Source organism: Nonomuraea sp. KM88 (assembly GCF_052245635.1).
Taxonomy (GTDB): domain Bacteria; phylum Actinomycetota; class Actinomycetes; order Streptosporangiales; family Streptosporangiaceae; genus Nonomuraea.
Genome location: NZ_JBQQCC010000001.1, coordinates 386,893 through 399,996 on the forward strand (window position 1 = coordinate 386,893; position 13,104 = coordinate 399,996).

Here is a 13,104-nt window from a genome sequence, read left to right on the forward strand (position 1 = left end):
GCTCTCTTAAGCGAGCATTGCTCTCGCAAGCGAACGGTGGTCTCTGGAGGTCCCGATGCTCAGTCTCGCCAACCATGCCAACAGGGCGCTGATGTTCCTGCTGGAGCTGGGCGTGCTGGCGTCGGCCGGTTACTGGGGCTTCACGCTCTCCCCCAGCTGGGCGATCAAACTGCTGGCCGGGCTCGGTGCTCCGGCGCTGTTCGTCGCGGCGTGGGCGCTGTTCGGCGCGGGAGGCGGCGCCAACGCCACCTTCCCGCTCACCGGCCCGGCACGCGTCGCGCTCGAGATCGTGTGGTTCGGTGGTGGCGCGGCGGCGCTCCACGCCTCCGGGCTGACCACCTCCGCGGCCGCCTTCGCCGCGCTCTTCGTCGTCAACGCGGTTCTCCGCATCATCTGGAAGCAGGTCTGAACATGGGTAAGCACGTCGTCGTGGGCTCCGGCCAGGTCGGCTCGCACCTCGCCGCCAAGCTCGTCGCGCAGGGGCACGAGGTCGTCGTCGTGACCCGCTCGGGCCGCGGCCCCGAAGGGGCGGTCAGGGTGGCCGCCGACATCGCCGACCAGGCCAGGCTCATCGAGATCGCCAGGGGCGCCGACGTCCTCTACAACTGCGTCAACCCCCAATACCATCGCTGGCTCACCGACTGGCCGCCGATGGCCGCGTCGTTCCTGGCCGCCGCGGAGTCGAGCGGGGCCGTGCTGGTGATCCTGGGCAACCTCTACCCGTACGGGCCGGTCTCCGTCCCGATGACGGAGGATCTGCCGCTCGCCTCCACCACCCCCAAGATGCGGGTACGCGCGAAGATGTGGACCGACGCCCTGGCCGCGCACCGGGCGGGCCGCATCAGGGTGACCGAGGTGCGTGGCTCCGACTACTTCGGTCCCGGCGCCACCGACCAGTCCTACCTGGGCGATCGGTTCATCGCGCCGCTCAGGGCGGGCCGGGCCATCCCGCTCGTCTGGCCGGCCGACGTCCCGCACAGCTGGACGTACCTGCCGGACGTGGCCGACGCGCTGATCACGGCGGGCGGTGACGAGCGGGCCTGGGGCAGGCCGTGGCACGTGCCCACCGGCGCGCCGCTGACCTTCCGCCAGCTGGGGGAGAAGATGGCCGCGCTGCTGGGGCGGCCCGCCCCCCGGATGAGGCAGCTGCCGTGGCCGCTGGTGTGGGCGGCCGGGCTGTTCTCGCCCTTCATCGGCGAGCTGAAGCACACGCGCTACCAGTTCGTCGCGCCCTACGTGCTCGACTCGTCGGCGTTCGAGCGTACGTTCGGCGTGGCGCCCACCCCGATCGAGGCGGCGCTCAAGGCTACGCTCGACGTGTGAAGACAGCCATGATCGGCCTGGGCGACATCGCGGAGAAGGCCTACCTTCCCGTGCTCGCCGCGCAGCCCGCCCTCGATCTGCACCTCTGCACGCGCAACACGGCTCGGCTGGACCGGCTCGGCGACGCCTACCGGATCGCCGCCCGGTCGTCGAGCGTGGACGAGGTGATCAAGGACGGCGTCGAGGCGGCGTTCGTGCACGCCGCCACCGACGCCCATCCCGAGATCGTCGAGCCGCTGCTCAGGGCGGGCGTCCACGTCTACGTCGACAAGCCGATCGCCTACACCCTCGCCGAGTCCGAGCGTCTCGTGCGGCTGGCCAGGGCCGAGGGGAGGTCCCTGATGGTGGGCTTCAACCGCCGGTACGCGCCCGGATATGTCGGACTTGCCGCTCACCCCCGTCATCTCATCCTCATGGAGAAGAACAGGGCTAATCACCCCGACACACCCCGGCGGGTGATATTTGATGACTTCATCCATGTGGTGGACACCCTCCGCTTCCTCGCCCCCGGCCCCGTCACCGACACCACGATCAGGACCCGCGTCCGCAACGGCCTGGTCGAGCACATCGTCCTGGAGCTGTCCGGCGACGGCTGCACCGCCATCGGCGTCATGAACCGGGCCGGCGGGGTCTCCGAGGAGTCCTGCGAGGCCATGGGCGACGGCGCGAAGCGGCGCGTGGTCAACCTCGGCGACGTCATCGACCACCAGGGCGGCGAGACCCTCGCCAGGCGGCCCGACTGGGTGCCGGTGGCCAGGCAGCGCGGCATCGAGCAGATCTGCCTGGAGTTCCTCTCCGCCGTACGCGAGGGCCGGGTGATCGACGCCGGCGACGCCCTGGCCACCCACGCCCTCTGCGAGGAGATCGTCGCGCGCGCCGCCTGACCCGCGCCTGTCGCCGGAGCACCGGCCTGGCCGCTCCGGCCCGCCCGCGCCGCCGACCCGTGCCCGGAGGTGTCAGCCGCGCTGCCTGAGCCGCATCGTCCTGTCGGCCCTGGCGAACATGCGCTTGAACGGCTTGTCCCCGAGCCGGGCGAGCACGGTGTAGCCCTTCGTGTCGCTCAGCGGGCTGGAGGACGACACGACTCCGGCCACCGAGCCGCCGTACAACGCGGGCCCGCCGCTGCCGCCGGCGGCGGCGTGGCAGTTACGGGTGACCATCAGCCCCGGCCCCTCGGAGACCGCCTCGGCCGCGTCACCCAGGCACCGGTACAGCCTGGTGCCCCCCGGATAGCCCTTGCCCGCCGGATAGCCCAGCAGCTCCAGACCCTGCAGCGTGGTGCCCCTGTCCGTGGCCATCGGCCGCAGCCCCCGGCCGGTCACGGCCTCCAGCGGGCGCTTGCCGCGCCCGACCCCCACCAGCCCGATGTCGTACGGGAGAAGCCCGGGCGAGTACGGCCGGTTGCGCCATCTCGCCGGCACCCACGTGCGTACGGCCGGCCAGACGCCCAGCCCCGGCCGCCCGCCGTCGTAGCCGGGCAGGAAGGCCAGATTCTCGAGCACCCGGCCACGGTGGTAGAGGCAGTGCGCGGCCGTCAGCACCAGGCTGCGGCTGCGCGAGCCGATCACCGTGCCCCCGCACAACACGTCCCGCCGCGAGACGGGGTCGTGACCGAGCAGCACGCCGGTGAGCCGCCGCGCCCCCGTGTAGGGGCGCGGGACCGGCGCGTAGCCGAGGCGGTCTCCGTCAGGAGTCAGGACGCGCGGGGCGGGCACGTTGCGCTGGGACACCTCGGTGACGGCGGACGGGTCGAGCAGGGCGAGGGACAACACCAGCCTGAGCACCCGGCCAGCCTACGGGGCTGATGATCAGCCCTCTCACCTGCGACATCCGTCTTTACCGAAGGTTCGCAGAAAGCCGCGCCCTTCGGCTTCGGCGCGGGGAGCAGGTCACTGTGCCGTGTACCGGGAGGCGAGCGCGCGCAGGCGGGTGTGGGCCGACGCGTAGACCGCCGTGTCTCCCGCGTAAGCCTTGGGCAGCTTGGCGACCATCGTGTAGTTGGTGTCGCACACGTTGCCGACCGGCGCCTGCCCGGCCTGGCTGACGAGCTGGTAGGCGTCGAGCGTGTCCAGCCCGGTCAGCTCCGACGTCCAGGTGACCAGGTCGTGCTGGCTGATCCGGTACGCGTCCTCCAGCGGCCTGGCCGACCCGGTGGACATCAGGTGCAGGTCGTCCTCCAGCCGGGGCCACGGCGTGGCCACTCCCTTGATCAGCTCGACGGCGACCACCGTGTTCATGGCCGACTCGACCGCGGTGCCGCACACCTCTCCGTGGCCCTGCAGCCCGTGGCCGTCGCCGATGGAGAACATCCCGCCCTCGACGTTGACCCCGAGGTAGACGGTGACGCCGGCGCGCAGTTCGGGGGTGTCCATGTTGCCGCCGTGCGCGTCGGGGGTGATCGTCATGCGGGCCTCGTTCGCGGCCGGGGCGACGCCGACGGTGCCGTGCATCGGGTCGAGCGGCAGCTCCACGCTGAAGTCGCTGGTGCGGGCGTGGTAGACGGCCACGCCCTTGGCGAGGTCGATGTCGTAGCGCCAGACGCGTTCCTCCAGCGGCGGCTGCAGCATGGCCGTGGTGTGGGTGCCGGTCAGCGCGCCGAAGTGGGGGAACGTCGTGGAGACCGCCCAGTCCCTGGCCGGGGTGATGCTGATGAAGTGCAGGGCCAGCGTGTCGCCGGGCTCGGCGCCCTCCACGTGGAAGGGGCCGGTCACGGGGTTGAGGTAGGGGAACTCGCACACCTGGGACGGCAGGTCGTCCACGCCCCGGACGAGGCCGCCGAAGCAGTCTTCCGTGTAGAGCTCCACGATCGTGCCCGGCCGTACCTTGCCGACGGGGGAGCGCCCGCCGAAGGTGTAGCTCAGTTCCTCCGGCGCGGGGCGGTAGGAGACGACGTTCACGAGACCTCCGTGGGAAGTGTGGGCTTACGGCCGATCAGATAGGTGATGCCCAGAACCGCCAGGCCGATCGCCAGCCAGACGCCGCCGACCCACTGGGCCGCGACGTTCTGGTTGTACACGACGGCCACCAGGACGGCGAAGCCGATCACGGGGGCGACGAGGTGGGCCCACCAGTTGGTGCTGCGCTGCCTGATCACGTAGTGCACGACGACGGAGACGTGCAGCACCAGGAACGCGGTCATGGCGCCAAAGTTCACCAGCGAGGCCAGCTCGCCGACGCCGTTCGCCCTGGTGCTCATGAAGACGCCGAGGACGAGCGAGACGGCGGCCACCGCGAGGGTCGCGTTGACCGGCACCTTGTGCCTGGCGTTCACCCGTGACAGGAAGGCGGGCAGCTGGCGGTCGCGGGCCATGGCGAACAGCAGCCGCGACGTCGCCGCCTGCGCGACCAGCGAGTTGGCGAAGCCCCACGCGACGGCGGTGGCCACGGCGGTGAGCACCGCCAGCCACGGCCCGCCGGCGTACGCGGCGGTGTCGTAGAAGGCGTTGCCCGCGGGGTCCCCGTTCGCGATCAGGGCGTCGCGGCCGGGCGTGAGGAGCGCCGCGACCCAGGTCTGCGTCACGAACAGCACGGCCGCCAGGCCGAGGGCGGCCAGCATGGACCTGCCGAGCCTGCGGGCGTCCTCGCGGTTCTCCTCCGCCAGCGTGGAGATGCCGTCGAAGCCGAGGAACGACAGGACGGCCACCGACGCGGCGGCGAACACCACGCTGAAGGTGAACCCGGACGAGTCGAAGATCGGCGTGAACGCGCCGGTCTGCGCCTCGCCCTGGGCCAGCGCGACGCCCGCGACCACCAGGAAGATCGCCAGCACGACCAGCTCGGCCGCCAGCATGATCCGGGTGATCCTGGCCGTCATCCGGATGCCGAGGTAGTTGACGACGGTGTTGAGCACCACGAACGCCGCCAGCCAGGCCCAGACGGGGATCACGGGCACGAACGAGTTCATGGCGACGCTGGCCACCAGGTAGAGCAGCGACGGCACGAGCACGTAGTCGAGCAGGATGGCCCAGCCGGCCATGAACCCGACGGGGGCGCCGATGCCGCGGCCCGCGTACGTGTAGACGGATCCGGCCATCGGGAACGCCCTGGCCATCTGCGCGTACGACAGCGCCGTGAACGCCATCGCCACCAGGCCGATCACGTACGCCAGTGCCACCATGCCGTGGGACACGGAGAAGACGTTGCCGAAGATCCCGAACGGCGCGATCGGCACCATGAAGATCAGGCCGTAGATCATCAGGTCGGTGAAGCCCAGCGAGCGCTGGAGCTCCTGGCGGTAGCCGAACTGCTCGATCGTGCTCATGGACGGCTCCTTCTGCATCGGGGGGTGCAGCTGGGGTGCAGCGGGGGCGTTTCGCACCCTAGAGCTAAAGCTTTCTATTGAAAAGGTTTCTCTAGAAAGAAATCCAGGCCGTCCGCCCTCCCGAGGTGAACGGGATGGCGTACCTGCCGTCCGAGCAGGGTGAGCGTCCCGCGCGCGCTGGTGATCGTGGTGCCGTCGGCCACCGCGTCGAGCGCCGGCACGGCCAGCGACCCCGCCCGCGCGCACAGGGCGGCCAGCATGGCGACGGCCTCGTAGCAGCCTTGGCCGTGGGCGTTCAGCATGGGAGCGTCAGGGCCGAAGCGGGCGGCGTACCGCTGCGCGAAGCCGAGGCTGGCCTCGGTCGGCAGGTCGCGGAAGTAGCCCATCGACGCGTACAGCCCTCCCGTGGCGTCCCCGCCGATGCCCAGCAGCCCGTGCTCCTCCAGCGCGCCGCAGAGCCGGGCCGCGCCGAGCCCGCCGGCCGCGTACGCGCGGTTGAAGTCCACGAGGTCGCTGCCGATCAGCGTCAGCAGGATGGCGTCGGGGCGGGCGGCCGCCACCCGGTCGAGCCGCCGCACCGCGTCGCCGTACGGCACGAGGCTCTCGCCCACCACGGTGGCGCCGGACGCGCGCAACAGCGGGCGGGCGCTCGCGTGCGCCAGGCGCGGCCAGATGTAGTCGTTGCCCAGCAGGAACCACCGGCGTGCCCGGCGCGCCCCGACCAGCCACTCGATCCCCGGCGCGAGTTGCCGGTCGGGGGTCTCGCCGAGGAAGTAGACGCCCGGCGCGTGCCCGCCGCCTTCGTACGGCGGCCCGTAGACGAACGGCACTCGCCCGGCGATCGCGGCCACCACCTCGACCCGCACGTCACTGGCGTGGGCGCCCGCCACGGCCTGCACGGTGCCGGTCCTGACCAGCTCGGACACCTCGGCCGCCACCTGGCGCGCGGGCCGCCCGCCGTCGACGAGGACCAGCTCGACCGGCCTGCCCAGCATGCCGCCCGCGGCGTTGAGCTCCTCCGCCGCCAGGACGGCGCAGTTGATCGCGCAGGGACCCATCAGGCCGAGGACCCCGGACACGGGCACGACCAGGCCGATCCTGATCGAACCTGATGGGAGGAGCCGCGCTTCGAGAGGATCGACGGTCGCCGCCACGCCGACGAGTATCCTCCCTTCAAGCTCTCCGATGAAAGGACCTCCTCCAATGACCTCCTCCGGGCTCGGGTCCTCGCTCGCCTATCTGCTGAGCCGCGCGGAGCGCAGCGTCAACCGGGGGCTGGCGGCCGCGCTGGCGGGCGAGGACGTCACCGTCGAGCAGTGGCGCATCATGCGCGCGCTGGCCGACGGGCGGGGCGACTCGATGGGCGAGCTCGCCGCGGCCGTGCTGATGCCCCACCCCACCCTGACCAAGGCGATCGACCGGCTGATCGAGCGGGCGCTGGTCTACCGCGGGCCGTCGAAGGGCGACCGGCGGCGGGTGGCGGTGTTCGTCTCGGACCGGGGGGCCGAGCTGCTCGCGCGGGTGGACGGCGCGGTGGCCGAGCACCACGGGCTCGTCGCGGTCGCGTTCGGCGCCGAGCGCACCGAACGGCTCATGAGCGATCTCGAGGGCCTGGTGGCCGTGCTCGACTACGCCGAGCTCAGGAAGTGAGCCGGGGAAGTAGGTCCGGGGAGTGAGCCCAGGGAAGTGAGCCCAGGGAAGTGAGCACAGGAGCCGGGGCCCGCCCCGGACTGCGGGCCCCGGTCGTTCTGGCCGGCGGTCGTCCTTGACCTCCGGTGGTTCCGGCGCGCTGAGGCGGTCCTCAGCCGTGCCGGCTGCCGGTCGTCACGGGTAGAGCCCGCGCATCCGGTGCGCGTCGGCCACCCGGCCCACGCCGATGACGTGCGCCGCCTGCCTGAGCGTCAGCCCGCGTTCGGCGGCCAGCGACTTCACCTCGGAGTAGGCGCCCTGCATGAGGTCGCGCAGCTTGAGCTCGACCTCGCCGGAACTCCAGGAGTAGGCCTGCATGTTCTGGACCCACTCCAGGTAGGACACGATCACCCCGCCCGCGTTGGCCAGGATGTCGGGCACGACCGTGGTGCCGGAGGCGGCGAGGATCTCGTCGGCCTGCGGCGTGGTGGGCCCGTTGGCGCCCTCGACGATCAGCCTGGCCCGGATCCTCGGCGCGTTGGCCTCGGTGATCGCGCCTTCCAGCGCGGCCGGGACCAGCACGTCGACGTCCAGTTCGAACAGGTCGTCGCGGGCCAGGGCGTCGGCGTGGCGGTAGCCGTGCACGCCGCCCTCCTCGGCGGCCCAGGCGCGCAGCCGGGCGATGTCGAGGCCGCTGCTCGCGTAGACGGCGCCCGTGACGTCGGAGACGGCCACGACTTTGCAGCCGGCGTCGGACAGGTATTGTGCGGCCAGCGCGCCCACCTTGCCGAAGCCCTGCACGGCCACGGTCACGCCCTCGGGCGAGCCGCCCAGCGCGGCCAGCGCCGCGATCTGCACGCCGCGCGAGGTCGCGCCCGCACGGCCGAGCGAGCCGCCCAGCGTCATCGGCTTGCCGGTGACCACGCCGGGCACGGAGTAGCCGGCGTTGACGCTGTAGGTGTCCATGACCCACGCCATCGTCTGCTCGTCGGTGCCGACGTCGGGCGCGGGGATGTCCTTCTCCGGGCCGATCAGCGGCAGGATCTCGTTGACGTAGCGACGGGTCAGCCGTTCGAGCTCGCGGGTGGTGAGCCCGGCCGGGTCCACGGCCACGCCGCCTTTGGCGCCGCCGTACGGGATGCCGACCAGCGCGCACTTCCACGTCATCCACATCGCGAGCGCGGTGACCTCGTGGATGTCGGTGCTGGGATGAAACCGGAGCCCGCCCTTGGCGGGGCCGCGTGAGACGTTGTGCTGGACCCGGTATCCCTGGACGACGTCGAGCCGTCCGTCCTCGCGCCGCACCGGGACCGAGACGGTCAGGGAGCGGCGGGGCGTGGCCAGCATCGTGCGGAGCCCGTCGTCGAGCCCGAGCTGCTCGGCGGCCTGGTCGAGCTGGTGGAGAGCGGAGTCGAGCGCTTGGCGGCCCGGTGTGATCAGGGCCGGCGTCGTTGACGGCACCATGATGCTCATTGAAGAGTTTCCTCCTGGTATTTACGCCCTTTTTGCAGGAAAGGCGCCATTGCCTTCCACTTTGGGCGATGTTGTTACGATCATCCTATAGGCGAGGGGTTTGGACTTGCCTAGGACTTGGAAGAAGTCCAAGCCGGTGACCGAGGTGCCACGAGCGGCGCCACTCTGGCAGGCTTACGAGCGGATGTATGCCGAATCGTCGATCTGAAGGAGTGGAATGCCCGCACTCGTGGTGGGGCCGATGCTGCGTTATGTCGATCGTGACAGCGCCTCGATCTGGGTGGAGACCGCCGACCCCTGCACGGTCACCGTCGAAGCGGACGGCAGGGCTTACCGGTCGCCTACCTTCACCGTGCACGGACACCACTACGCGATCGTGGATCTCGTTGGACTCTCCCAGGATATCGGGTCCTATTCCGTCACACTCGACGGGGAGGCCGTATGGCCCCTGGCGGGTCGCCCGCCCAGCCGGATCAGGCTGTTGCCCGCCGAAGGGGTGCGCAAGCTGATGTTCGGCTCGTGCCGCACCAGCGTGCCCCACGACGCCACACACGTGATCACGCACGGCTACGACATGCTGAGCGAGCTCGGCACCCACCTCGCGCAGGCCGGCGACGAGGAGTGGCCCGACCTGCTGCTGTTCCTCGGCGACCAGGTCTACGCCGACAGCCCGTCGCCCGAGGTCCTGGACTACATCAGGTCGCGAAGGGACACCGAACCGCAGGGGGAGATCGCCGACTTCGAGGAATACGCCGAGCTCTACCGCCAGGCGTGGACCGACCCCGACATCCGCTGGGTGTTGTCCACCGTGCCGACCGCGATGATCTTCGACGACCACGACGTGCGCGACGACTGGAACACCTCGAAGACCTGGCGCGAGCAGATGGCCAGGACACCGTGGTGGCGCCGCCGGGTCGTCGCAGGACTCGGGGCCTACTACGTCTACCAGCACCTCGGCAATCTCTCACCGGCCGAGCGCGCGGCGGACACGCTCCTGCAGAAGCTGCTGAGCGGCGACGGCGACACCGGAGACGCGCTCGACGCGTTCGCCGACAGGGCCGACACCGAGCCGAGCAGCAACCGCTGGAGCTACGCCCGCGACCTCGGCGACACCCGCCTGATCATGGTCGACACGCGGTGCGCCAGGCAGCTCACGCCCGGCGACCGCCGCATGCTCGACCCCGACGAGTGGGCCTGGCTGGAGGAGCAGGTCACCCGCCCGGCCGAGCGGCTGATCATCGGCTCGTCGATCCCGTTCCTGCTGCCCGAGGGCGTCCACGGCGTACAGAACTGGAACGAGGCCCTGTGCGACGGCAAGTGGGGCCGCCTGGTGGCCAGGTGGTCCGAGATGCTCCGGCAGGCCGTCGACCTGGAGCACTGGGCGGCGTTCCGCCGCTCGTTCGAAGACCTGGCCGGGATGCTGATCAAACTCGGCAAGCCCGTGCTGATCCTCTCCGGCGACGTGCACTACTCCTACCTCGCCAAGGCCAACACCGGGCCGGTCTACCAGGTCGTGTGCTCGCCGATCCGCAACCCCCTCAGCCGGGTGCTGCGCTGGGCCAACGTGCTGACCCAGTTCGGCCTGGCCACGCTGGTGGGCGGCCTGCTGGCGCGGTCGGCGGGCATCCCGAGAGCGCCCTTCCGATGGCGGATCGTCAAGGGCCCCTGGTTCCAGAACGCGGTGGCCACCCTGACCCTCCCCGGCACGCTGACCTGGTACGAGTCGCGCGACGACGCCATAAAGCCGATCGAATCCGTACGCGTGGGCTGAGTCCCTACCGCTCCTTCAAGGCGTAGAGAGCATCGGTGAGCTGGTCGATCCCCCAGATCAGGTCGTCCTCGGAGACGACGATCGGCGGAGCCAGCCGGATCGTGGAGCCTTGCGTGTCCTTGACCAGCACGCCGCGCCTCAGCATGGCCTTCGACACCTCGCGCCCGGTGGCCAGCGACGGCTCGATGTCCACACCCGCCCACAGCCCACGCCCGCGGATCTCGGAGACACCCTTGCCGAGCAGGCCGCGCAGCCGGGCGTGCAGGGTCTCGCCGAGCTTGGTGGCCCTGGCCTGGAACTCGCCGGTGTTCAACAGCTCGATGACCGCGATGCCCACCGCGCACGCCAGCGGGTTGCCGCCGAACGTGGACCCGTGCTGGCCGGGGTGGATGACGCCGAGCACGTCGCGGTCGGCCGCGATGGCCGACACCGGTACGACGCCGCCGCCGAGGGCCTTGCCCAGGACGTAGATGTCGGGCACGACCCCTTCGACGTCGCACGCGAACGTCTGCCCGGTGCGGCCCAGCCCTGACTGGATCTCGTCGGCGATCATCAGGATCCCGCCGGCCGAGCACAGCTCCCTGACCTCGGTCAGGTAGCCGTCCGGCGGGACCAGCACCCCGGCCTCGCCCTGGATGGGCTCGACGAGCACGGCGACCGTGTTGGCGTCGACGGCCTGCCTGATCGCCTCAGCCGAGCCGTAGGGCACGATTCTGAAGCCCGGCGTGTAGGGGCCGAAGTTGTCGTGCGCGTCGGCGTCGGTCGAGAAGCTGATGATCGTGGTGGTGCGGCCGTGGAAGTTGTTCTCCATCACGATGATGTTGGCCTGGTCGGGCTCGACGCCCTTGACCTCGTAGCCCCACTTGCGCGCCACCTTGATGGCGGTCTCGACGGCCTCGGCGCCGGTGTTCATGGGCAGGACCATGTCCTTGCCCGTGAGGTCGCCCAGTCCGGCGCAGAAGTGCGCGAACTGGTCGTGGTAGAACGCGCGGCTGGTCAGGGTCAGCCGTTCGAGCTGGTCCCTCGCCGCCTCGACGATCTTCGGGTGGCCGTGGCCGAAGTTGAGCGAGGAATAGCCGGACAGGCAGTCCAGATAACGTTTGCCCTCGACGTCGGTGACCCACGCTCCGTGCGCCTCGTGGATCACCACGGGCAGTGGGTGGTAGTTGTGCGCACTACGGCTTTCGCTGATCTCGATCAACTCTGCGCTGGTGGTCATGGTCAGTTCTCCCCCCTGATCTCCAGTGTGCAGCACTTGGGGCCCCCACCCGCCTTACGCAGCTCCGACAGGTCGACCGGGAGCACCTCATACCCTCGGCGCTTGAGCTCCAACTGCAGGTTGGAGGCCTCGGCGTTGATCACCACGTGGGTGCCGTCGCTGACCGCGTTCAGGCCGAGCACCTCGGCGTCCAGGGCGGTCGCCAGGACGGCGTCGGGGAACAGGTGGCGCAGCACCTCCTGGCTTCCCCGCGAGAAGGCCTGCGGGTAGTAGGCGACGTTCCGGCCGTCCAGCGGGAACAGCGCCGTGTCCAGGTGGTAGAAGCGCGGGTCGACCAGGGTCAGCGAGATCACCGGCCGGCCCAGGATCTCCTGTGCCTCCTGGTGGGCGCGCACGTCCGTGCGGAAGCCCGTGCCGGCGAGGATGATCTCGTCGAGCGCGAGGAAGTCGCCCTCGCCCTCGTTGACGTGTTGCGGCTCGTGCGCCGGATATCCGCGTTCGGCGAACCAGCGCAGATAGGCCGGGCCCTCGGGGCCGCGCTGCGGGTAGGCGAACCTGGCGCCGTAGACGCGCCCGTCGACGACCAGCGCGCCGTTGGCGGCGAACACCATGTCGGGCAGCCCGTCGATCGGGTCGATCAGGCTGACGCGATGGCCGAGTTCCTCGTATGCGGCTTTGAGGTCTTCCCACTGCCGAACCGCGATGTCGCGGGACGCGCCGGCTTCGGGGCGCATCCACGGATTGATGCTGTATTCGACGGCGAAGTACTCAGGGCGGCACATGAGGAAGTGTTTGGGCATGCAGCGCTCCATCATCGTTGACCAGGGAAAATCCCGCTCTGGAGGGACGCAGCCAGCCTAGGAACCGCCCGTCATGGCGGCCAAGAGGTCGACATTGCGTATATGCGCAGGTCTGTTGCGTCTTTCAGGCGTCGGTGGACGGTCCGTTGCGCGGTTGGGGCACGGTGGTGCCAGGCGGTGCGTCGACCAGCCTGGAGAGCACGATGACGCTCTTGGTCCGCACCACGAACGTCTCCGCCGCGATGCGCTCGATCACCCGCTCCACGTGGCGGACGTCCGTCGCCCGGATGTGCAGCAGCGCGTCGGCCTCGCCGGTGATCGTGGCGGCGCCCACCACCTCGGGGAACTTGGCCACGGCCAGCGCGATGTCCGACGGCTTGGTCTTGCCCTGGCAGAACAGCTCCACGTAGGCCTCGGTCGTCCAGCCCAGCGCCTGGGGCGCCACCCGCGCGCTGAACCCGGTGATCGCCCCCGTAGCGCGCAGCCGGTCGACCCGACGCTTGACCGCCGACGCGCTCAGCCCCACGTGATCACCGATGTCCGCGTACGTCGCACGGGCGTCGTCGACGAGCGCCGCGATGATGTCACGATCAAGCCGGTCCAGTTCCACGCGCTCTGTATACAGCCT

General features: G+C 70.6%; 13 protein-coding genes. 5 read left to right on the forward strand and 8 right to left on the reverse strand.

What is annotated here, in order from left to right:
* Positions 1–55: 55 nt before the first annotated feature.
* Genes ACTWPV_RS01840 through ACTWPV_RS01850 form a run of 3 tightly spaced genes read left to right on the forward strand, consistent with a single transcriptional unit; the run spans position 56 to position 2,207 of the window.
* The gene (locus tag ACTWPV_RS01840; protein WP_347641736.1) at positions 56–409 is read left to right on the forward strand and encodes a YrdB family protein; all 354 of its coding nucleotides are present in this window, start codon (positions 56–58) and stop codon (positions 407–409) included.
* A 2-nt stretch (positions 410–411) separates the two neighbouring features.
* The gene (locus ACTWPV_RS01845) at positions 412–1,323 is read left to right on the forward strand and encodes an NAD-dependent epimerase/dehydratase family protein (RefSeq protein ID WP_443150314.1); all 912 of its coding nucleotides are present in this window, start codon (positions 412–414) and stop codon (positions 1,321–1,323) included.
* A complete protein-coding gene (locus ACTWPV_RS01850) occupies positions 1,320–2,207 on the forward strand; it encodes a Gfo/Idh/MocA family protein (RefSeq protein ID WP_443150315.1) in 888 nt (295 codons plus the stop codon). The genes ACTWPV_RS01845 and ACTWPV_RS01850 overlap by 4 nt, the downstream gene beginning before the upstream one ends.
* 72 nt (positions 2,208–2,279) lie before the next feature.
* Here ACTWPV_RS01850 and ACTWPV_RS01855 read toward each other — a convergent pair whose 3' ends face one another.
* The 4 genes from ACTWPV_RS01855 to ACTWPV_RS01870 all read right to left on the reverse strand — a co-directional run bounded on the left by ACTWPV_RS01855 (position 2,280) and on the right by ACTWPV_RS01870 (position 6,738).
* On the reverse strand, positions 2,280–3,107 hold the full coding sequence (locus ACTWPV_RS01855; RefSeq protein WP_347641739.1) for a trypsin-like serine peptidase: 828 nt from the start codon (positions 3,105–3,107) through the stop codon (positions 2,280–2,282).
* Positions 3,108–3,212: 105 nt separating this feature from the next.
* Complete coding sequence (locus ACTWPV_RS01860; RefSeq protein WP_443150316.1) at positions 3,213–4,220, reverse strand: acetamidase/formamidase family protein; 1,008 nt, start codon at positions 4,218–4,220, stop codon at positions 3,213–3,215.
* Entirely contained in the window at positions 4,217–5,584 is a 1,368-nt protein-coding gene (locus ACTWPV_RS01865) for an APC family permease (RefSeq protein WP_443150317.1), read from the reverse strand. The genes ACTWPV_RS01860 and ACTWPV_RS01865 overlap by 4 nt, the downstream gene beginning before the upstream one ends.
* Positions 5,585–5,658: 74 nt before the next feature.
* A complete protein-coding gene (locus tag ACTWPV_RS01870; RefSeq protein WP_443150318.1) occupies positions 5,659–6,738 on the reverse strand; it encodes a substrate-binding domain-containing protein in 1,080 nt (359 codons plus the stop codon).
* A 49-nt stretch (positions 6,739–6,787) separates the two neighbouring features.
* On the opposite strand from ACTWPV_RS01870, the gene ACTWPV_RS01875 reads away from it, so the two are divergent.
* Positions 6,788–7,234: a MarR family winged helix-turn-helix transcriptional regulator gene (locus ACTWPV_RS01875; protein ID WP_443150319.1), complete on the forward strand. Its 447-nt coding sequence runs from the start codon at positions 6,788–6,790 to the stop codon at positions 7,232–7,234.
* Positions 7,235–7,408: 174 nt separating this feature from the next.
* On the opposite strand, the gene ACTWPV_RS01880 is transcribed toward ACTWPV_RS01875, so the two are convergent.
* Positions 7,409–8,686 (reverse strand): Glu/Leu/Phe/Val family dehydrogenase, encoded by a 1,278-nt coding sequence (locus ACTWPV_RS01880; RefSeq protein WP_443150320.1) that lies wholly within the window; start codon positions 8,684–8,686, stop codon positions 7,409–7,411.
* Between the two features lie 217 nt (positions 8,687–8,903).
* Between ACTWPV_RS01880 and ACTWPV_RS01885 the strand changes: the two genes are divergently transcribed.
* Positions 8,904–10,457 (forward strand): alkaline phosphatase D family protein, encoded by a 1,554-nt coding sequence (locus tag ACTWPV_RS01885; RefSeq protein ID WP_443150321.1) that lies wholly within the window; start codon positions 8,904–8,906, stop codon positions 10,455–10,457.
* A gap of 4 nt (positions 10,458–10,461) precedes the next feature.
* Here the strand turns inward: ACTWPV_RS01885 and rocD are convergent, their stop codons facing one another.
* The 3 genes from rocD to ACTWPV_RS01900 form a co-directional block, all read right to left on the reverse strand.
* Positions 10,462–11,676 (reverse strand): ornithine--oxo-acid transaminase, encoded by a 1,215-nt coding sequence (gene rocD, locus ACTWPV_RS01890; RefSeq protein ID WP_443150322.1) that lies wholly within the window; start codon positions 11,674–11,676, stop codon positions 10,462–10,464.
* A gap of 2 nt (positions 11,677–11,678) precedes the next feature.
* Positions 11,679–12,476, reverse strand: a complete 798-nt coding sequence (gene ddaH, locus ACTWPV_RS01895; RefSeq protein WP_443150323.1) for a dimethylargininase — start codon at positions 12,474–12,476, stop codon at positions 11,679–11,681.
* Positions 12,477–12,600: 124 nt separating this feature from the next.
* On the reverse strand, positions 12,601–13,086 hold the full coding sequence (locus tag ACTWPV_RS01900; protein WP_347641748.1) for an Lrp/AsnC family transcriptional regulator: 486 nt from the start codon (positions 13,084–13,086) through the stop codon (positions 12,601–12,603).
* Positions 13,087–13,104 lie beyond the last annotated feature (18 nt).